Annotated in this window: 17 protein-coding genes; 11 read left to right on the plus strand and 6 right to left on the minus strand. The window is 32.3% G+C overall.

Annotation, left to right across the window (positions count from 1 at the left end):
• The first annotated feature begins 10 nt into the window (after positions 1–10).
• The 7 genes from SOM12_RS14720 (at position 11) to SOM12_RS14750 (ending at position 7,677) form a co-directional block, all read left to right on the plus strand.
• Positions 11–1,009 carry a TssN family type VI secretion system protein gene (locus SOM12_RS14720; RefSeq protein ID WP_320493967.1) on the plus strand — a complete coding sequence of 333 codons (999 nt, stop codon included), beginning with the start codon at positions 11–13 and terminating at the stop codon, positions 1,007–1,009.
• A 10-nt stretch (positions 1,010–1,019) separates the two neighbouring features.
• Complete coding sequence (locus SOM12_RS14725) at positions 1,020–1,880, plus strand: hypothetical protein (protein WP_320493969.1); 861 nt, start codon at positions 1,020–1,022, stop codon at positions 1,878–1,880.
• A 15-nt stretch (positions 1,881–1,895) separates the two neighbouring features.
• A complete protein-coding gene (locus tag SOM12_RS14730; RefSeq protein ID WP_320493970.1) occupies positions 1,896–2,375 on the plus strand; it encodes a DUF4280 domain-containing protein in 480 nt (159 codons plus the stop codon).
• Between the two features lie 14 nt (positions 2,376–2,389).
• Positions 2,390–4,630 (plus strand): hypothetical protein, encoded by a 2,241-nt coding sequence (locus SOM12_RS14735; RefSeq protein WP_320493971.1) that lies wholly within the window; start codon positions 2,390–2,392, stop codon positions 4,628–4,630.
• 10 nt (positions 4,631–4,640) lie between these two features.
• Positions 4,641–5,840, plus strand: coding sequence for a hypothetical protein (locus tag SOM12_RS14740; RefSeq protein ID WP_320493972.1), 1,200 nt, complete (start codon positions 4,641–4,643; stop codon positions 5,838–5,840).
• Positions 5,841–5,969: 129 nt separating this feature from the next.
• Positions 5,970–7,250: an SH3 domain-containing protein gene (locus SOM12_RS14745; RefSeq protein WP_095929797.1), complete on the plus strand. Its 1,281-nt coding sequence runs from the start codon at positions 5,970–5,972 to the stop codon at positions 7,248–7,250.
• A 193-nt stretch (positions 7,251–7,443) separates the two neighbouring features.
• Positions 7,444–7,677, plus strand: coding sequence for a hypothetical protein (locus SOM12_RS14750; RefSeq protein ID WP_095929798.1), 234 nt, complete (start codon positions 7,444–7,446; stop codon positions 7,675–7,677).
• A 196-nt stretch (positions 7,678–7,873) separates the two neighbouring features.
• Here the strand turns inward: SOM12_RS14750 and lgt are convergent, their stop codons facing one another.
• From lgt to SOM12_RS14780, 6 genes are all read right to left on the minus strand, one after another.
• Positions 7,874–8,806: a prolipoprotein diacylglyceryl transferase gene (gene lgt / locus SOM12_RS14755; RefSeq protein ID WP_320493975.1), complete on the minus strand. Its 933-nt coding sequence runs from the start codon at positions 8,804–8,806 to the stop codon at positions 7,874–7,876.
• A gap of 64 nt (positions 8,807–8,870) precedes the next feature.
• Positions 8,871–9,119: a membrane protein insertion efficiency factor YidD gene (gene yidD, locus SOM12_RS14760; protein WP_095929800.1), complete on the minus strand. Its 249-nt coding sequence runs from the start codon at positions 9,117–9,119 to the stop codon at positions 8,871–8,873.
• 109 nt (positions 9,120–9,228) lie between these two features.
• Positions 9,229–10,710, minus strand: coding sequence for a cysteine--tRNA ligase (cysS, locus tag SOM12_RS14765; protein ID WP_320493977.1), 1,482 nt, complete (start codon positions 10,708–10,710; stop codon positions 9,229–9,231).
• A 53-nt stretch (positions 10,711–10,763) separates the two neighbouring features.
• Positions 10,764–11,129, minus strand: coding sequence for a four helix bundle protein (locus SOM12_RS14770; protein WP_320493978.1), 366 nt, complete (start codon positions 11,127–11,129; stop codon positions 10,764–10,766).
• Positions 11,130–11,223: 94 nt separating this feature from the next.
• Positions 11,224–11,895 carry a GTP cyclohydrolase I FolE gene (gene folE, locus SOM12_RS14775; protein WP_248725997.1) on the minus strand — a complete coding sequence of 224 codons (672 nt, stop codon included), beginning with the start codon at positions 11,893–11,895 and terminating at the stop codon, positions 11,224–11,226.
• Between the two features lie 202 nt (positions 11,896–12,097).
• Positions 12,098–13,294 carry a pyridoxal phosphate-dependent aminotransferase gene (locus SOM12_RS14780; RefSeq protein ID WP_320493979.1) on the minus strand — a complete coding sequence of 399 codons (1,197 nt, stop codon included), beginning with the start codon at positions 13,292–13,294 and terminating at the stop codon, positions 12,098–12,100.
• A gap of 123 nt (positions 13,295–13,417) precedes the next feature.
• On the opposite strand from SOM12_RS14780, the gene SOM12_RS14785 reads away from it, so the two are divergent.
• The 4 genes from SOM12_RS14785 to SOM12_RS14800 all read left to right on the plus strand — a co-directional run bounded on the left by SOM12_RS14785 (position 13,418) and on the right by SOM12_RS14800 (position 20,629).
• The gene (locus tag SOM12_RS14785; RefSeq protein ID WP_320493981.1) at positions 13,418–14,743 is read left to right on the plus strand and encodes a PDZ domain-containing protein; all 1,326 of its coding nucleotides are present in this window, start codon (positions 13,418–13,420) and stop codon (positions 14,741–14,743) included.
• Between the two features lie 152 nt (positions 14,744–14,895).
• On the plus strand, positions 14,896–17,532 hold the full coding sequence (locus SOM12_RS14790) for a gliding motility-associated C-terminal domain-containing protein (RefSeq protein ID WP_320493982.1): 2,637 nt from the start codon (positions 14,896–14,898) through the stop codon (positions 17,530–17,532).
• A 30-nt stretch (positions 17,533–17,562) separates the two neighbouring features.
• Positions 17,563–18,489: a PorP/SprF family type IX secretion system membrane protein gene (locus SOM12_RS14795; protein WP_095929807.1), complete on the plus strand. Its 927-nt coding sequence runs from the start codon at positions 17,563–17,565 to the stop codon at positions 18,487–18,489.
• Positions 18,490–18,499: 10 nt separating this feature from the next.
• On the plus strand, positions 18,500–20,629 hold the full coding sequence (locus tag SOM12_RS14800; RefSeq protein WP_320493984.1) for an OmpA family protein: 2,130 nt from the start codon (positions 18,500–18,502) through the stop codon (positions 20,627–20,629).
• Positions 20,630–20,686 lie beyond the last annotated feature (57 nt).

Genomic DNA, 20,686 nt, shown 5'->3' on the forward strand with positions numbered 1-20,686 from the left:
TAATGCTAAAATGATTAAAAAACACTTAGTAAATCTTATTGATACCAACATCATAATATTTATAATTGTGATATTCGCGCTTTGCGGAATAATTACCTTACTTATTAGTGATAAAATAAAAGATTTTGCAAATGAGTATAAAAAAAAATTCTATGTCTATGTTTTATCATTTGCTTTGATTTATGTGCTTATTGCATTTTTAAGTCATAATAAGCCATTTACAAGTCTTAGTCGAGAACTTCTTTTATATCAGACAACATCTCTTCTGTTTGGAATTCTTCATGTTTGGATTTATCGCAATTATTTTAAGGAATTCAAGCTAAAGAGTTTTATAATAGAACTCCTTTTTGCATCAGTTGTCCCTTTGTATTCAAGCTTATTGTTTATCATTATTTACACCGTTTTAAACGGTTTAAATTTTACTTTTTTAATGTGTGGGCACTTTATAATGTTCATCATACCTACCGCTATTGATAAAGTGTTTTGTTTAATGATGTTGATACCTACAAAAAAAATCATTACATGGGCACCCAACAAATCTTATAAAATAATTGAGAGCAATGAAATGAAAGGTATTTTATTGATTACACTCTTAATTAAAAAAGAATATGGTGATGAAGAATATATTTCTATTAGAGCACAAGTACCCGTCAGAGTCAAATTTGGGCGTTTGTTTTTTCTTGCTGTAAACGGATATAACAAACAAAATTCAGAAAGTCAGATTGAATTAATGATGCCAAACAGACAAAACTATAACTGGGTTTTCCATCTCCAATCCAAATGGTACGAAAAAACAAAATATGTTGATGCTTTAAACGATATGGGATCAAATCTAATTAACGAAAACTCCGTAATAATATGTGAGCGTGAACTGGAGAAAAATGCTCCTCCAGAAAAAAAGAAAAAACCTGATGCTAAAATATACAATACTGATTCGGATAATGAAGATTCAGAACAAAAAAAAATTGATGAATTAAAAGAGCCTGAGGAAGAGGGGCCTATAAAATAATGAAATGCGTATGAAAAAAGAAGATGAAGAAAAGAAGAAAGAACCAGTTTTATTTGTAAATCAGGATTATGTTCTTCCTTTTAACCCTTTTGAACTCAATCACAACTATTCGGTTTTATATACAATTGAAAAGGAAGGAAAAAAACAGACTCTCAAACAAAACTTCAGTCTATTAAGATTGAAACCCGATACCAAACAGGACGATTATCATTTTATTGAGATAAGTAAAACTTCAAAACTATTAATAGACGGAGAGCCAATTAATACTAGAGCATATACAGTTGCAGAAAAGACTGCAGAGCTTCTATTTCCTTTACGAATAGTCGTAGACAAATACGGTAAATGGAAAGACTTGAACAGTTATGATAAGCTAAAAGAACGTTGGGAAAAGCAAAAAGACAGCATTAAGGAATTGTTTGATGGGAAAACTTTTATGCAGCTGGCTAAAAATATTGAAAATGCAATTGAAGATAACAGCTTATTAGTTAAACAGATCTCGGGAAACTGGTTTTTGAGGTCTTATTTTAACGGAATACACAGAGCCTATACCCACAATTTTGAAACAGAACGAAAATTATATTTTCCTGCAATTGCCCAAACTGATGATTTGGAGTTTCTAATTACTCAAAAAGTTAATCCTTATCTAAACGATCTAAATCAGATTGAAGTAACCCAAAGCGGAAAATCTGAAAATGAACACGTTGAAGAATATTACCACGCCCAATATTTTTTGAATCCTAATAATTATCTCATTGAAGAACTGCGTTTGGAATGCGATTTAATTGATATGAAAAGAAAAATTACAATTGAAGTTAAAAACTTAGACGAGAGCAAAATTATAGTAGATAACAAGATATCACTTTTAGTATAATATAAAATCTAGATTATGGAGAAACATGTTGTTGTAGATGGTGCTAGTTGCAAATGCAAGTTTAGTGAAGACCCAAGTGCCACGGATATTTTAGTAGTAAAATCTCAAAAAAAACATTTTGCCAACGACAAAGGAGCTAATAAAAAACTCATAGCCACAACCAAAGATATCAATCAAACCTTAAAGAATGGCACTTTTGGCAAATGTACCTTACAGCCTACTTCAAGTGGCAATAAACCTTGTATGGCGACAATATCCCAGTGGTATGATCCTTATGAGAAAGTAACACTGAGCAATCAAGGCAAAATTTTAATAGAAGAAACTAAAGCGGGATGTCCTGTAGGTGGACCAAAATGTATAGAAATTTTTAAGCATGGACAGATTGCTGAAGTAGGAAGCCAGCAGATGCAAAAAGCAGATCGTGATGTCTTAAAGCAGATTAATCCTTTATTAAATCCTGATGAATTAGAAGACCAGCTTTCTGATTGTTATTAAAATAGTACAAAATTATGAGCAAAGTAAAAATATATGGCAATCCCGATCCTGTGATAGGGATAAAAGAATATTACTCTATACATGATTTTTTTGGCAGTTCTTCACCATCAAAATTCATGGAGCCATTGGAAAATACACCCGACGAAAATATTAAATGGAGTGTCTGGATATTATTGGGAGATACATGGACAAAAATGGCCAAAAACAATAAAACGGGTGCGACCGTAGAGTATACATTTACCCAAACCAGCCTTGCTCGCAAAGGAATCAGAATGCTGGTTGATGCCAATGGCGAAAAAGCAGTTTTGGATATAAAAACCAAAAGCAATGCGGAAAGTAAAATACTGCATGTAGAAATTTTGGACAACCTTGGAAAAAAGCCTACCAAACTATTTAGCTATGGCGAAACTATTACAGCTCGTGTTCATTGCCTTAATATGGAAAAATTTCGCATAAACGTAACTTTATGGGAAAATGACGGAGGAAAAAAAGACCTTTCTGACATTAGTATTGAAACAAAAGAAGCCAATGTATTAAATGGAATAGCCGATGTCAAATTTACTTTTGACCCCAGCAAAGTATGGCTTGCCAATGCAAAAACGGCACCGAATGAATCTAACGAAGGCGCATTTCATGAATATTATGTGACTGCTGAGTTTTACAAAAAAGTTTCGAAACCTACGCAAGACATTAATGTCATTAACCCAGATTATAAAATAGATATACTTTCAAAAACTTCTGCTTCTAAACCATCTGAAACAGAAACCAAAAAAACATCTCCAAGAGAACAAAAAGGCCCTTCTAAAAAAGAAACTAGAGGGATAGCAAAAGCTGATAGAAAAGCGCATGATTATCATGAGCAGAAAATTGATATAAAACCTATTGTTATTTACAATCCGCAACAGGAATTTATAAATAGTCTCATGATGGTTAATGTTGGGGATTCTATTTGGAATCAGAAAAAAAATACTTGTGCATGCAAAGAAAATAATTTTTACTGGAGCAACAAATTAACCTGCGACGAACGAAAAAAAGTACTAGAAGTATGCGCAAAACTTTGGGGAGAAGATAAAAAGAAAGACAAGGCTAGTGAATTAATGGCAATTATGCATTTGGAAACTGGTGAAAAAAACATGTTCAAACCTTATGCTGACAATGGAGCTGACTATTCTGGTTTAATACAATTTAGCGACACTTCGGCTAAAAAATTAGGAATTACAAGAGCTGAACTAAAGAAGATGACTTTTATAAAGCAAATGGATTATGTTCATGACTATTTTGCTTCAAAGAAAGAAATTTCAAATATGGTAGACTTGTATTTACATGTTTTAAAACCGAATGCTGTAGGAAATGGAAATAATCCTGATTATGTTCTTTTTGACGAAAGTATCTCGGTACCAGATGGAGATGGAAGCCAAACAAGTTTTGAACAGCGAAAAATAAATATTGGAAAAGAACCTTGGGTAACGAAATATGGCTATTCCTCAAATCCTTCATTTATGAAAGGCGAGGAACATACCCAAAGAAAGAAATGGGTTTATACCAGACAGCGTTTTGAAGACCGCTGGGGATTTATAAACGGAAAAACCACAGTTGCTGATGTTATGTTAGAATTAGAGGAAACACATTTTAATCCTGGGGCAAACTTTCTATTTAGTGGCTTATGTGAGAATTTAGACGAAGAAAACTCTAAAAATACTGACGGAAAAAGAGCACCTTGGGTAGACGTTGCCTTTACCGAATTTGAAAAATATAAAGGCTTAAGGGAAATCGATAGCCCTCTAAAAGAAAAAATACATGAATATTTTGAAGCATCTTCTGGAAAAGGATTAAAACTTCAATTTTCAGACCCTTGGTGTGGTGCATTTGTTGCTTGGTCTTTTGAAAAAACAGATTATAAAAAAGATAAATCTAAAAAAAGTGCAGCCGCATTTGGTTGGACTTCTTCAAATTGGTCTAAAGGTGAAAGTTGCGAACCATTTATAGGTGCGATCATTGTATTTTCTTGGTCTCATGTTGCTATTATAATTGGAGAAAATATGGACGGTACAAAATATGTATATCTTGGAGGAAATCAAACTGGTTGGGAAGGAGATAAATCAGGGACTCAGGTTATTTCTTTTTCTTCAATAATAAAAACAAGCAATCAAATTAAAGCTATTACAAAACCTAAAGATTATGAAATCTCAGAAAGAGAAAAGAAACTTCCCAAATATGATGTCGAAACAGAAAATGATTTTAAATCTACAAGATAAAAAACTATATATGAAAGTAGTGATTGTTCTATTTGTATTTTTTTTATTTCAATCGTGTAATAAAGAAAATAAGCAAGAAATTCAAAGTAAAGAAAATTATCCATTACAAGAAAAAAAATTAAAAACAATGAATGACATTTTAGAAAAACAACTTAAAGAAGGGGCATCACAATATGCTTTAGATGATGATGGAAATAGTGTTAGTGAAACTTTGAAACATTCTTTTAGTATAGATGAATTAAATACATGTACAGTAGTCATATCAGAAATATTAAAATCTAATGGTTATAAAGCACCAAGTGATATTGACTTTAATAATAAAATAAATAAAATTTTCGGAAGATTAATCAATCCTAATTCCTTAAATAAGTATTTATATATTAATTATTATAATAAGTGTGACAAAGAATTCTGTAATCAATCAAATGACGGTGTTAATTTTAATGGGACTTATATAATAAAAAATAAAAATTTTATCACCGATTTTTTCTACTTACCAGAACTAATTAATTATCAAGAAAAATTTCCAAATATTGCTCAGTTAGAAAAGAAATATCCTTCTGAATGGTATAATGATGAACTTAAGATGAAAGTAGGAATTGAAAAATGGATGGAATTTGAAGCAAGAAAAGATGATTATAACTTATCAAAGGCCCGAAATTTTAATAAATTATTGATTATTTCACGCAACAAATATCTTTTCAATGATAACAAAGCAAGTTTGGTATGGCTAAAATTCAATGACCAATATTTTTTAGAATCACTTGTAAAAGTTTTTGGTTACGTTCAAGATAAAGATTTATTAAAATGGGTTTTAGACAGAAATCTAAACGATGATGAGTTTGATAAATTAATATTCACCAAAACCTGCGAAAATAAATACATTTTTCATAAAGAGATTTTTGAAGTAATGACTGAAGCAGATGAAAGAACCAAAGAGAAATACATTATGTTTTTGAGAGGAAAAACAGAACTTCCAAAAGTTGAGGATGCAAATTTCAGTGATAAGGCAAGAATCTATGCGCTCTATTGTTATTATGCAACAAAATTTACTCAAAGTATTGATCAAGGTTATGTTTATACCTTTTTTCCAAAATTGAATGATGAGAAATTTGAAGAAGAATTCAAAAGAAATAACTACTACAATATTCCTGATTTTAAAAAATTATTCGAGGATACTAAAAATGGTGGTATCGGTTTGCCTATGTAAAAGATAAGCTTATTGCTTTTCAGTTTCTAAACTACTCACGAGAGAAACACTCGCGCAAGCAAGGGCAAATTAACAACTATATAAACTCAATTGGAATTGAGAATGCCAAAATCATTATAACTGAAGAATATGAATAAATTTATCATTACAATAATATTATCATTTTTAGTTTCTTGCTCATCAAAATCACAAAGCAAAGAGATAAGAATAAACAACTTAAAAACAGCCTTTAAGAAAAATGATGATAAAGCCTTTTTCCAAAATTTCCCAAAAGACTATGACCAGTTTGTAAAAGATTTTGGTTGGAATGATAATTTAGATACCTCATATACTCTATACAATGAAAGTACAGATTATATAGACCGATTTTTTGCAATATTATCTAAAGACAAAACCAATAAATCTCTTACATCAATTATTGATATCGGCATAGATGGCAAATATCAAGCTGATGGAGTGAATTATTTTAAGTTTAATATTGAAAAACTATTCACGAAAAATCCTAGCCTTGTCTGCAATCTTTTAAAGAATCGTAGACCTGATGATATAGATAGTTTTTGGTATTTCTATTTGGACTCTCCCCAGCCTTTAACTTCTGTTCCTGATTACTTACAGTCTTTAAAAAATGAATGCGGGAATGTTTTTATTTCACTCGAAAAGCAGTTAAAAATAATTCAAAAAGAAAATCTTGTTTCAGAAGTTGTAGATGAAAGCAAAACAAATAAATTAAAAATTTTAAATGATTTTATCCCAAAAAATTATTTAGTACTTGATAGTCTATCTGTTAATATTAATCAAGATAATCTTTTAGATAAAATAATAGTATTGTCACATAAAGAGGAATTTAAAAATAACGAATCACGCTTATTTATGATTCTTTTCAACATCGGTAATAATAATTATTCTTTAAAATTTAAAAGCCCTAATGTAATTCCTTGTTTAAAATGTACTGGAGGAACTGGAGGAGAAGAATCTTATAGTGATTTAAGTTTCAAGAATAATATTTTAAGTTTTACTCAACTTAAAATTATTGATTCAAATCTTATAAAAATAAGATATGCTTTTTTGAATAATAATATTGATTTTATATTAAATGAAGTCAATACTGTCAATTCAGATTTAACATCTAATAACTTCTATAAGAATACTATTATCCCTAAAAACAAAATTGCCTTAAAAAACTTTAACTATCAAAATTACACTCAATATCTAAGACAGACAGCAAAAATAACAGATCCAGATGGATATACTAATTTAAGAAAAGAGAAAAATACATCTTCTGAAATTCTTCAAAAAATAAATACTGGTTCTGAAGTTCAAGTATTGGATAATTCAGGAGACTGGTGGTTGGTACAAACTAAGGAAGGTAAAAAAGGTTATGTTTATAAAACTAAGATAAAAGAGGAGTAAAAAACATTATTTTTCTTACTTAATAATGCCTTCCATTTTTAATATATTTGCAGTCCTTAAAGTAAAGTTATGATTTCAGAAAAAAAGTTTGCCCATGTGGTATGGTGGTGGTATTGGAAACAACCGCAACGCTCACTTTACAGCGTAGGACACCTTTAGCTACATGGGTTTTATATTTCCTTAAAGTAAAGTTATGAGTACCAAAATCCTTTCAAAAGAAGCCGAAATCAGGCTGATGAACTTCTTCAACAACAGAATTGACCCAATCGATATGGCAAAAGCCATAAGACAGGTAAATTTAACTCTAGCATTAGGCGTTATGAACGAAGAGCAAAATATTTCTTCTAATGCCTCTAAACTTGGAGACAGCTTCTATTGGCTCAATGAATTAGCCGAGATTTTAAATCCTTATCTGGATTTGGAGTAAGGTTTATTCTTTTGAAAAAATTAAAACCCTCAATCTTTTTGGAGATTGAGGGTTTTGCTTTTGCCGATGTTTTTTGCACTTGGTTTTATTTTTGGCTATAATACAAAGAATATTGAATTTGGTGTATCTTATCAATTATAAAAAGAAAAAGCCCAATACGTACGATATTGGGCTTCTTTATTTAGGGTAATTGATTTTATGCTTCAGCTAAAGGATTTCTCTGAGCTCTTATGATAAAGAAAAGTCCAATAATGATAAATGGTATGCTTAGCCATTGTCCTGTTGAAAATAATCCTAATTCGCTTTCAAAACCTCCTTGGCTTTCTTTTACAAATTCTACAACGAAACGAACAGCAAATAATAACACTAAAAATAATCCGAATAAAAGACCAGATTTAAGTCTTGCATTTGTTCTCCAGTATAAAAAGAATAAAATAGCGAATACAAATATATAACAGAAAGCTTCGTACAATTGAGTTGGATGTCTCGAAGGGACTTCTGCTAATAATGTTGCAAATTTTGGATCGGTTGCAATTGCGGTATAAGCGTCTTTAGGGTCTGCAATTCCCGTTTTTTGTACTGCTTCGGCTTTACTGAATGTATCGTGAAGAAATCGAATTCCGAATGCAGAATTAGTTTCGTGACCAATAATTTCAGAGTTAAAGAAATTTCCTAAACGCACAAAAATAGCACCGCTTGCAACAGGAATTACTACACGGTCTAATATCCATAATAAAGAGCGTTTTAGTATTTTTTTGCTGTAGTAGTACATTGCAATAATAATTGCAATTGCAGCTCCGTGACTTGCTAATCCTTGGAAACCTGTGAATTGAAACTCAGGTTCGAATTTAAATGGCAGGAAAATTTCAAGTAAATGATTTCTGAAATATTCCCAATCGTAAAAGAAAACATGACCTAAACGTGCTCCAATCAAGGTTGCTAGAACAGTCCAAACAAATAAAGAATCTAGTTTTTCAATTGATTCATTTTCTCTTTCGAAAATCTTTTTCATTAAGAACCATCCTAATCCAAAGGCAATTACAAACATTAAGCTGTAATAGCGAATCATAAAAAATCCTAAGTTGATTCCCTCAGAAGGATTCCAAACTAAATTTAAGGCGTGTGTCATGTATAAATGTTTTTATATAGCTGTAAAAATAAATATTTAATGTAAAGTACCGCTTTCTAAAAAGTTAATGTTTGTGGTTACATTTCTTTTCTGGTACAGGATCGTAACCGGTTCTTCCCCAAGGATGACAACTCAAGATACGTTTAATGCCTAAATATCCGCCATAAAACAATCCGTGAATTTGTAGTGCCTGAATCATATAAGTCGAACAAGTTGGCTCAAATCTGCAGGATGCAGGTGTAAATGGTGAAATGGCAGTCTGATAAAAACGGACTAACAATACAAATGGATATATTAGAATTTTTGAAAACATATTTTTTTTGTATAAGTTAGTTTGTAGTGGTCAGTGTTCAGTATTTTAGTGTACAGTCAGTTCAAAGCTTGAATCTGAACACTAAAATACTGAATACTGATCACTTTTTTTATTGTATACTAAAAGTAGTTCCTTCTTTTCCGTCTTTAAGCTGAATTCCTAAAACGATTAACTGATCGCGAATTTGGTCAGAAAGCGCAAAGTTTTTATCTGCTCTAGCTTGATTTCTCATGCCAATAAGCATATTTACTACACCTTCCAATTTATCGCTATCAGCATCAGCCGCTTTGTCATCGTTAAGGCCTAAAACGTCATATACGAAAGCATTTACCGCTGTTTTGAAATCAGCTAAATCTTCGCTAGAAATCGTTTCTTTACCATCTTTTAATAGATTGATATAACGAACAGCTTCAAATAATTGCGCAATTAAAATTGGCGTATTGAAGTCATCATTCATTGCATCGTAGCAAAGTTGTTTCCATGCGCCGAAATCTATTGAACTAGAACTTCCTGCAGTAATGTTTGGTAAAGCATCAAGTGCTTCCATTAATCTTTTGTATCCTTTTTCGGCAGCCACAATTGCATCATCAGAGAAATCTAAAATACTTCTGTAGTGTGCTTGAAGCATGAAAAAACGCGTCACTGAAGCAGAAAATGGCTTGCTTAAGATGTTGTTGTCTCCGCTAAGAATTTCGCCTGGAAGAATATTATTTCCAGTCGATTTTGCCATTTTCTTTGCGTTTAAAGTAAGCATGTTGGCATGCATCCAATAATTTACTGGAGACTGACCTGTGCAAGCTTCGTTTTGAGCGATTTCACATTCGTGGTGTGGGAATTTTAAATCCATTCCACCTCCGTGAATGTCAAAATGATTGCCAAGATATTTGGTACTCATTGCAGTACATTCCAAATGCCATCCTGGGAAACCATCGCTCCAAGGTGAAGGCCATCTCATGATATGTTCTGGCTCGGCTTTTTTCCACAATGCAAAATCTTGAGGATTTCTCTTGTCAGATTGTCCGTCAAGATCACGCGTATTTGCCAGCATATCGTCGATATTTCTACCGCTTAAGATACCGTAATTATTGGTTTCGTTATATTTTACAACATCAAAATATACCGATCCATTGGCAACATAAGCAATGCCTTTATCTATGATTTTTTTAATAATTTCGATTTGCTCAATAATATGGCCTGTAGCTGTAGGTTCAATGCTTGGCGGTAAAAAGTTGAAAGCTTTTAGAATGTTATGAAAATCTACAGTATAGCGCTGTACAACTTCCATTGGTTCTAATTGCTCTAAACGTGCTTTTTTAGCAATTTTATCTTCACCTTCATCCACATCATCTACGATATGCCCAACATCGGTAATATTTCGAACATAGCGAACTTTATAATCCAAATGCAGAAAATACCTGAAGATTACGTCAAAAGACATAAAAGTTCTCACGTTTCCTAAATGGACATTACTATATACGGTAGGTCCACAAACATACATTCCAACATTTCCATCATGGATGGGTTTGAAATCTTCTTTTTCGCCAGAAAGCGAATTGTATATTTTGATTGGTTGCGTTGTATATAATGGCATAAAATTTATGTTTAACCGTTTAATCGTTTATTTGTTTAATCGTACTGAACGGATTAGTCTTGTGAAAGATAATATTTTTTTAGATTATTTATTTGATTGCAAATTTTTTCAATTTTTTCCCTTGATGTCGTATATTCTAACTCTGAAACATAATTTAAATCTTTAGAGATAATTAAATGATTTAAAGTTTCCATTGCAGATGAATACGATATCGTCAAAAAATGAGCTTTGTCCTTGCTTGTATTTCTTGAAGTTCCTTCAGCAATATTTGTTGCAATCGAAGATGCACTTCTTTTTATTTGAGATGTTATTCCGAATAATTCATTTGACGGAAATTTACTAGTTAATTTATAAATATCCAAAATTAACATTCTTGCATTTTGCCACACTTCAAGCTTCTCAAAAGAAAAAATGTACATTTTTTTTGTTTAATTGTTAGTTTATTTAATCGTTTAACCGAAAATTAAGTTTAACGATTAAACGATTAAACAAATAAACGATTAACCCAAATATTTAGAACTGAGTGTCTAGTTTAATATAGTCTAAGAATTCTCTTTTCGTTTGAGGATCTTTGAATTTTCCGCCGAACTCAGAAGTTACTGTACTACTTTCGATATCTTTAATACCGCGAGAGTTTACACAAAGGTGTTTTGCATCGATAACGCAAGCAACATCTTCTGTTCCTAAAGCTTTTTGTAATTCTTGAACAATCTGCATTGTAAGACGCTCCTGTACTTGAGGTCTTTTAGCATAATACTCAACGATACGATTCATTTTTGATAAACCAATTACACGTCCGCTTGAGATATAAGCCACGTGAGCACGTCCAATAATTGGCAGTAAATGGTGTTCGCAAGTAGAATAAACCGTAATGTTTTTTTCTACAAGCATTTCGCCATATTTATAATTGTTGTCAAAAGTAGAAGCTTTTGGCTGTTTTGCTGGGTTAAGACCTCCAAAAATTTCTTTAACAAACATTTTTGCAACTCGGTTTGGAGTTCCTTTGATGCTGTCATCTGTCAAATCCATTCCAAGAGTCTGCAGAATGTTTTCAACATCTTTTTTAATTTTTTCTATTTTTTCTTCGTCAGTTATATCAAAAGCATCTTCTCTTAGAGGATTTTTTGCATTACTGCTAAAGTGATTATCTCCTATTTCGTCTAAAAATTCTTCGTTGTTTATCATTAAAAACTACTATTAGTATATGTATTCCTTTTTAAGGCGGTAAAGATAATTAATAAATAGGAAACCTTTTCTATCGTTTTTAGGATTTAATTACTCCTTTTTGGATATAATTTAAATTTTGAAGAGAAATACTGTTATTAGAAACAAAAAAGACAACAACGAAAAACGTTATTGTCTTTTTAAATCTATTATAATGAATTGATTATCTGTTATTGTAAACCAATAAAGCTTCCTTTAGAATGTTTACAGCTGTAATCAAATCTTTTTTATTTAAAACATAAGCAATACGAACCTGATTTAGTCCCATTCCAGGTGTAGAATAGAAACCTTTGGCAGGAGCAATCATTACCGTTTCGCCATTTAAATTGTAACTTTCAAGCAACCATTGTGCAAAATCGTCTGAATCTTTTATTGGAAGTTCTGCAATGCAGTAAAAAGCACCCTTTGGTTTTGTTACAATAACACCGTCAATTTTGTTTAATTCGGCAATCAGCGTGTTGCGGCGTTCTTTATATTCTGCAATTACTTCATCAAAATAACTTTGAGGTGTGTCAATGGCAGCTTCGCAGGCAATCTGCTCAATAGTTGGCGGACTCAAACGTGCTTGAGCAAATTTCATTACTGTTGCTAAAACATCTTTATTTTTAGTGACCAAACAGCCAATTCTTGCTCCACACATACTGTAGCGTTTAGAAACAGAATCAACCATGATTACATTTTGCTGCACATCTTCTAAATTCATTACAGAAAAGTGCACATCGTCGCCGTCATATAAAAACTCACGGTACACTTCATCTGCGATTAAGTATAAATCGTGTTTTTTAATTAAACTAGCCAATTGTTTAATTTCTGTTTCAGAATATAAATATCCAGTCGGATTTCCAGGGTTGCAAATCAGAATGGCCTTTGTTTTTGGTGTAATTAATTTTTCGACTTCTTCAATGCTTGGTAATGCAAAAGCAGTTTCGATAGTAGAAACTAATGGAACTACAGTTGCACTTGTTGAAGATGCAAAAGCGTGATAATTAGCATAAAAAGGTTCTGGAATAATAATTTCATCTCCAGGGTCTGTAATTGTGGCCAGTGCAAAAAGTAAGGCTTCAGAACCACCAGTAGTTACAATGATGTCTTCTGTGTTAACGTTTACATTTTGGCGCTGGTAAAATTCTGCTAATTTTTTTCTATAGCTTTCATATCCGGCAGACGGACTGTATTCTATAAGAGTTAAATCAATATTTTTTACCGCCTCGATGGCCACTTCCGGTGTCTTGATATCCGGTTGACCAATGTTTAAGTGATACACCTTGTGTCCTTTTTTCTTTGCTAAATCAGCAAAAGGAGCCAGCTTGCGTATCGGAGATTCGGGCATGTTTCTTCCCTTGAGTGAAATTGTCGGCATGAGTATAAATTATTGAAGTGCAAATTTGCATATTTTTTTCGTATTTAACGTAAATAATAAGGGTACTTCTAAAAATGTAACAATAATAAATATATTTACTAATTTTATAATAAAATATTGTCAATGAAAAAATATATAGTATTGTTTTTTGGGTTATTCTTACCTTTTTTGCTTTTTGGACAAGGCGATTTCATATTGGAAAACAATGCAACTAAGGCTACAATACCTTTTAAACTGATTAATAATCTTATTTTTATTCCTATAAAAGTAAATGGAGTAGAATTAAATTTTCTATTGGATTCTGGCGTAGAAGAAACAATTCTCTTTAGTATGGAAGAACAGCAAGAAGTTAGTTTTAACAATGTTGTAAAAATTAAACTTCGTGGTTTAGGAAGCGAAGAGGAAATAGAAGGCCTAAAATCGACAAAAAATATTCTAGAAACTCATGGTCTAAAATCGAACGATCATATGGTTTTTATTATCCTAGATCAAAGTTTTAATTTGTCTTCTCATATCGGAATTCCTGTCAACGGAATTATCGGACATAAATTCTTTAGAGATAATTTTGTTGAAGTTAATTATCAGAAAAAGAAAATAATAGTTCACGCAAAGACTGCTAGGTATCAAGAAAAACTAGATAAAAAGTTTAAAATGGTTCCGATAACTGTAGAAAAGGCGAAACCATATATCATGACAACCGCTACAGTTAATAATGAGCAAGTTCCAGCAAAGCTTTTAATTGATATTGGAAATAGTGATGCTTTCTGGATTTTTGAAAATGATAAAATCAAACTCCCAAATAAAAATTTTCCAGACTTTTTAGGAAAAGGATTTAGCGGAGACATTGAAGGACATCGTGCTAAAATTGATAAATTTTCTATTGACGAATTTGATTTTAAAAAACCAATTGTTTCTTTTCCAGATTCTGCTTCAATTCGTAACGTTAAGATGGTTCCAGGACGTATAGGGTCTGTTGGAGGCGAAGTTTTGAAACGATTTACACTTGTTTTAGACTATCAAGGAAAAAAACTATACTTGAAAAAAAATGGGAGATTTGGGGAACCATTTACATATAATAAAAGCGGAATCACGGTGCAGCACAACGGACTTCAGTGGGTACAGGAAACAGTGCATTTAGAAACCGTACGAGTTGCATCTTCAATGGGAGAATTGCAGGAAAAGGACAAAAACGACAATAATTTTAAATATAAATTTGCTCTTAAGCCCGTTTATGAAATAGTGAATGTGCGCAAAAATTCTGCTGCCGAAAAATGCGGATTGCTTAAAGGAGATATTATTGTCAGTATAAATAAAACGCAACCCTACAAGTATACTCTTCAGCAAATAAATAATCTTTTAAAATCAGAAGATGATGTATGGATTAATCTTGAAGTCGAACGAAATAGTTTGGTTCTTAAATTTAGATTTAAACTAGAAGATGAGTTGTAAAAAGATTTGCATTATATTAATTGGTTGATTATTTTTTTAAACCGCGTTTCATGTTGCTGTATTGAAGGAATGTATGTTTTTTGTGAAAATAAGTTTGTTAAAAATTAGTTTTTTAGTTAAATATTTTCTTATGTTTAACAAAAAATTAATCTATGGCAAAAAACTACATTAGCTACCTACATTTTGTATTGTTTTTTATTTTTTTTACTGTACTTCCTTCAAAACTAAGTGCTCAATGTGCTGGTAATGATAACGTAAATGAATTAATTTGCGATGTTACCAATCCAATATATCAATCCGTAGATTTATTTTCTTTGTTAGGCGGTTCTCCAGTTCCAGGCGGAACATGGACAGATGATAATAATTTACAAGGACTAAATCCTTCTACGGGTATTTTAAATGCTCAATTTATCCTTAGCGGAGGAGAATATCACTATACTTACACAGCTCCAGCCACTTCGGGCTGTACAGATAACAAAGCGGTAGTCACGATTACTATTGGTGCATATGTTGGAGTCGGATCTCAAGCAACAGTTTGTAACGAAAATAACTTTTTTAATCTTTTTACGGCTTTTGACAGTAAAGTAATGGGGCCGCATGTAAATGGAAAATTTACTACTACTGCAGGTCAGCCTGTAGAATCTACAATAGAGATTGGGCAATATACAACCAAAACTACACTTGACTTCATTTATACCGTGCCACCAGTGCTTGCGTGTTCTCCTAACTCAAAGTCTACCAATGTACAAGTAACTATTTATATAGCTCCAAAAATAGGAAGGCCAGTAGATTTGGAGTTATGTGGCACCACAGATTTGGCAGGCTACACCGATTTAGATTTATTTGATCAGCTCATTGGAGGAGATAGAGGAGGTAACTGGACAGGTACAGGCTTAACATCTGCCACAGATCATAATATTAATCTTCAAGAATTGTTTGACGCGAATGGACCTAGCGTATATTCTTATACCTATACTGTTTTAGCAGTTCCTGGTAATAATATATGCAAAAATAAAGACGTTAAAGTAAATATAACTCTCGAAAAAAGACTTGATTTTACAGGATCAAAAATAGAAGCTAGCAAAGATATTTGCGAATCTGAGATTTCGACCGCGACTTATTCGGCAAAAATAACGCAAGGACCAGATAATATCCCTAATGGAACATACGATGTTAACTTTAGTGTTGTTGGGCCAGGAGTGTCATCATCTGAAAACGTAAGAGGAAATTTTGTAAATGGCCAATTTAATTTCCCAATACGATCGTCTTATTTCAGACAAGTAGGAGATTATACCATTACTGTTACAGGTATAGCATCTACAACAAGCAAAGGAACATGTGTAAACATATTTAATCCGTTTTCAACTGTTTTAAAGATTTATCCGTTGCCACGTTTAAACAATGCTACATTAACAGCGCTTCCAATTTGTCAAAATGATATGGCCACAATTGAAATTGCTGCACCCCAATTACTTGATGGACTTTACCGTATTTCATACAATATTAATGGAGATAATCTAGCTCTGGGCGAAACCGCAGAAATGCAGTCTGTTGGCGGAAAAGCATCATTTACAATTCCGGGAAACCTGAGTACAAGAAGCGGATTATCAGTAATTACGATTTACAGCATAACAAATATTACGAATCCTTCGCCGCAGTGTACCAATACAGCAAATGTTGCAGGAAATCTGTATATAAATCCATTGCCAAATGCATTGACAGTAAAAGCAGCAGTAAAAGATTATTGTTTGAATGCGCCTGTTACCGTTGCCGTTTCAGGATTAGAAACTTTAACCAATGTCAGTATTTCTTATGTATTGTCAGAAGCTAATATTTCTAGTGTACAAACCATCACTAAAGCAGTAACAAATGGTAAATTAGATTTTGTTATTCCTGCCGAATTGCTTTTAAATTCAGGTGAGACAAAAATTACATTATTGAATCTTACGAATACAGTAACAAATTGTGAGGTAAATTTAATCAACGTTACAGATGATTTTGTAATAAATCCAATTCCTCCAGCGCCAACTGTTTTAGACCAGCAATTTTGTAAAGTGGATGAAGCTGTAATAGCGAATCTAGAGCCAAAAGGAACTCAATATAAATGGTACAATTCTGCAACAGCAACAACGCCACTTGCAGTCGATTATGTCTTAAAAACAGAAGATTATTTCGTTAGAGAAACTGCTGTTACAGGCTGCGTTTCAGAACCTGCAAAAGTTTCGGTACTTATAAATGATACAGCTGCACCGGAAATGAATGAAACGGCAGATTTTTGCGGACTGGCCAATCCAAAAATAAGTGATCTTTCTAATAAAACAAATGTTCCAGCAACGGTGGCTTGGTATGATGCGGTGGATGGAAATTTACTGGCATCGACCACATTATTAGTTCATAATGCGATTTATTTTGGATATGATTTAAATGAAACAACCCACTGTTTGTCAGAAAGCTATAAAGAAGTAAAAGTCTCACTGCAGGACTGCGAGGTCGCACAGTACGAGTTCTTTATTCCAGATGGATTCTCGCCAAACGGAGACGGTGTAAACGATTCGTTTGTGATAAAAGATATTGAATTTTTATATCCAAATTATACACTTGAAATTTATAATAGATACGGAAACGGAATGTATAAAGGAGATAATAATAAACCTGCTTGGGATGGCAAAAACTACGAAAAAAGCGGTATCGCTGGAGGTGTTGCACCCAATGGAGTTTATTTTTATGTGTTGCATTTCAATAAAGACAATAAACCGCCACAGCAAGGCCGTCTTTATTTAAATCGATAAAACCTTTTTACATTTTAATATAATTTTCAAATGAAAAAAATAATACTTCTTATAAATTTCCTTTTCTATTTATCCGTTTCTGCTCAGCAAGATCCAGAATATACCCATTATATGTATAACATGAGTGTGGTCAATCCTGCTTATGCGACTGGAGTTCCTGCCATGATGAATTTTGGCGGATTGTACAGAACGCAATGGGTTGGTGCTTATGGCGCTCCAAAAACATTTACCTTTTTTGGACACACAGCTATTAATGATAAAATAGAAGCCGGTATCTCATTCGTTTCAGATGATATAGGAGATGGAGCTAAAAAAGAGAATAATGTGTATGCCGATTTTGCATATGTTTTAAAACTAGGCGGAAAAAATAAATTGTCTCTGGGTTTAAAAGCTGGATTTTCGTCTATGCAAAGCAATTTTAATGGTTTTCGTTTTACTGACCCTCAAACAGATATTGCTTTTTCAGAAAATATAAATGCAACAAAACCTAATATTGGAGTTGGAGCGTATTATTTTAGAGATAATCTTTATGTGGGATTGTCTGCCCCAAACTTATTGAAGTCAAAATATATTGAAGAAAAGTCAGGAATGAATGCTTTTGGTTCCGAAGAGATTCATACTTTTTTGACTGCTGGTTATGTTTTTCAGCTCAACAACGCATTGAAATTGAAACCTGCATTTATGTCAAAATTTGTAAAAGGTGCGCCAATAACTTTAGATGTTTCAGCCAATGTTCTTTACAACGAAAAGTTCGAATTTGGAGCTTCTTATAGAATAGATGATTCTGTAAGTGCGCTTTTCAATATTAATGTTACACCGACCTTAAGAGTGGGGTATGCTTACGATTATACGCTTACAAACTTCGGACAGTTTAATTCTGGAACACATGAAATTATGCTGTTGTTCGATCTGGACTTGTTAGGAAAAGGATTTGATAAATCTCCAAGATTCTTCTAAAATGAAAAATATGAAAAAATTACTCGTTATTATATTCGTATTTTCAATACAGTTTATAAATGCACAAGATCTAGAACTAGCTAGAGCAAAACGTTTTTTTGATAAAACGTACTACAGCGAAGCTATTATTTTATACCAAAAATTGGCAGACGAAAAACCGTCTCAAGAAGTCATTAAAAATCTAGCCGATTCTTATTTCTATACTAACGATTTAGTAAAAGCACAGCGTTATTATCGTCTTTTGATTTCAAATTACAGCAATAATTTAGACCGAGAATATTATTTTAGATACGCACAGACTTTAAAAGCAACAAATAGTTACGACGATGCAAATGCCAATTTAAAAGAATATTATGCTAAATCTGCCAATGCAGACGATCTTGTCAATTTTGAAAAAGACTTTAAAACATTAGAAAATGTTACGGCAATTGGTAAACGTTTTGAGATTAAAAACCTTGCGATAAATACACCAAATTCTGAATTTGGAGCTGTAAAATATAAAGAGGATCTAGTTTTTGCAGGAGTTAAATTGAAGCCTGGTTTATTTGATAAAAAGTTTAAATGGGATAACGAAACGTATTTGAATTTGGTTTCAATTCCTTTAAAGAATATTAATTCAGGAGATTCTATAGTTCATTATTTTGCTAAAGAATTAAAAACCGGAATGCACGAATCGAATGCTATTTTTACAAAAGATGGCAAAACGATGTATTTTACCCGAAACAATTCTAAAAACGGAAAGAAGAAAAAAGACGATAAGAAAATCTCTAATCTTCAGATTTTTAAAGCAGAATGGGTTGAAGGAAAGTGGACAAATATTACGTCGCTTCCATTCAACAGTCCGAATTATTCTGTGGAGCATCCTGCTTTGAGTGCAGATGAAAAAGTATTGTATTTTGCTTCAGATATGCCAGGATCTCTGGGTTCTTTCGATATTTATTCCGTTAACATTAATAAAGGAGCATTTGATACTCCAAAAAATTTGGGTTCAGAAATTAATACAGATAAAAGAGAGCAATTTCCTTTTGCCTCAGCAGATAATAAGCTTTATTTTTCGTCTGATGGACATTTGGGTTACGGATCTTTAGATGTTTTTGTTTCTGATATTAACGGAAATGAGTATTCAAAACCTATTAATGTCGGACTTCCAGTAAACTCTAATTTAGATGATTTCGCGTTTAACATTGATTCTAATACCAAAGAAGGATTTTTTGCTTCTAATAGAGAAGGAGGGAAAGGGAGCGATGATATTTATCAATTCAAAGAAATAAAAGATTTGATTGTTGAAGATTGCAAGCAATTAATCGCGGGAACAATTACAGATATTGATACGCAATTGGCTCTAGAAAATGCAACGGTATTATTACAAGATTCAGAAAATAAGACTTTAAATACCATTACAACTTCTGCTGATGGGAAATTCAGTTTTACGGTTCCTTGCGAGGCTTCGTATAAAATTTCAGCTTCCAAAGAAAACTATACAAATGCTTCAAAAATACTGACTTTAGACAAAACAAGAGATAAAGTTAATGACGGTTCTTTAGCTTTAAAATCATTGGAAGTTATTAAACAGGAAGAAAAATTAATTGCTGAAAATAAGAGAAAGCAAGAAATTATTATTGAAGAAGAAAACAAGAAAAAAGAAGCTTTGGTGGCAATTGAATTGAAAGAAAAAGAGAAAAAAGCCAAAGAAGCGGCAATAGTTGCAGCTGAAGTTAAAAAGCAGGAAAAAGTAAAAGAGATATTGGCAAAGGAAAAAGATGTTGTTAAAGATAAAGATCGTTTAATCATTAAAACAGATCCAATTTACTTTGATTACAATATGTGGTATATCCGAAAAGAATCAAAAGTAGTTTTGGGCAGGGTAGTAGAGCTGATGAAGAAATATCCAGATATGAAAATCGAAATTGGTTCGCATACCGATTCTAGAGGGAATGCCAAATTTAATGAAGATTTGTCTCAAAAAAGAGCCAATTCGACAAGAGAATTTATAATTCAGTCTGGTATTGATGCAAAACGAGTTATGGCAAAAGGGTATGGAGAATCGGTGCCCATTATTAAATGTAAAACAGATGAATCTTGCTCAGAAGAAGAGCATGAATTGAACAGAAGATCTGAATTTGTAATCAAAAGTTTGTAATTTTTTTTAAACATAGTAAACCCGACAGATTTTAAAAACCTGTCGGGTTTCATTTTT

It is taken from the genome of Flavobacterium sp. CFBP9031 (genome assembly GCF_034044945.1).
Classification (GTDB): domain Bacteria; phylum Bacteroidota; class Bacteroidia; order Flavobacteriales; family Flavobacteriaceae; genus Flavobacterium.

Bases quoted from the DNA above. Each gene is read 5' to 3' on its own strand.
- SOM12_RS14735 (WP_320493971.1), top strand. From the start codon at position 2,390: ATGAGCAAAGTAAAAATATATGGCAATCCCGATCCTGTGATAGGGATA.
- folE (WP_248725997.1), bottom strand. From the start codon at position 11,895: ATGATAAACAACGAAGAATTTTTAGACGAAATAGGAGATAATCACTTT.
- cysS (WP_320493977.1), bottom strand. From the start codon at position 10,710: ATGCCATTATATACAACGCAACCAATCAAAATATACAATTCGCTTTCT.
- SOM12_RS14750 (WP_095929798.1), top strand. From the start codon at position 7,444: ATGAGTACCAAAATCCTTTCAAAAGAAGCCGAAATCAGGCTGATGAAC.
- yidD (WP_095929800.1), bottom strand. From the start codon at position 9,119: ATGTTTTCAAAAATTCTAATATATCCATTTGTATTGTTAGTCCGTTTT.
- SOM12_RS14720 (WP_320493967.1), top strand. From the start codon at position 11: ATGATTAAAAAACACTTAGTAAATCTTATTGATACCAACATCATAATA.
- SOM12_RS14730 (WP_320493970.1), top strand. From the start codon at position 1,896: ATGGAGAAACATGTTGTTGTAGATGGTGCTAGTTGCAAATGCAAGTTT.
- SOM12_RS14800 (WP_320493984.1), top strand. From the start codon at position 18,500: ATGAAAAAATTACTCGTTATTATATTCGTATTTTCAATACAGTTTATA.
- SOM12_RS14770 (WP_320493978.1), bottom strand. From the start codon at position 11,129: ATGTACATTTTTTCTTTTGAGAAGCTTGAAGTGTGGCAAAATGCAAGA.
- SOM12_RS14790 (WP_320493982.1), top strand. From the start codon at position 14,896: ATGGCAAAAAACTACATTAGCTACCTACATTTTGTATTGTTTTTTATT.
- lgt (WP_320493975.1), bottom strand. From the start codon at position 8,806: ATGACACACGCCTTAAATTTAGTTTGGAATCCTTCTGAGGGAATCAAC.
- SOM12_RS14740 (WP_320493972.1), top strand. From the start codon at position 4,641: ATGAAAGTAGTGATTGTTCTATTTGTATTTTTTTTATTTCAATCGTGT.
- SOM12_RS14795 (WP_095929807.1), top strand. From the start codon at position 17,563: ATGAAAAAAATAATACTTCTTATAAATTTCCTTTTCTATTTATCCGTT.
- SOM12_RS14780 (WP_320493979.1), bottom strand. From the start codon at position 13,294: ATGCCGACAATTTCACTCAAGGGAAGAAACATGCCCGAATCTCCGATA.
- SOM12_RS14745 (WP_095929797.1), top strand. From the start codon at position 5,970: ATGAATAAATTTATCATTACAATAATATTATCATTTTTAGTTTCTTGC.
- SOM12_RS14785 (WP_320493981.1), top strand. From the start codon at position 13,418: ATGAAAAAATATATAGTATTGTTTTTTGGGTTATTCTTACCTTTTTTG.
- SOM12_RS14725 (WP_320493969.1), top strand. From the start codon at position 1,020: ATGAAAAAAGAAGATGAAGAAAAGAAGAAAGAACCAGTTTTATTTGTA.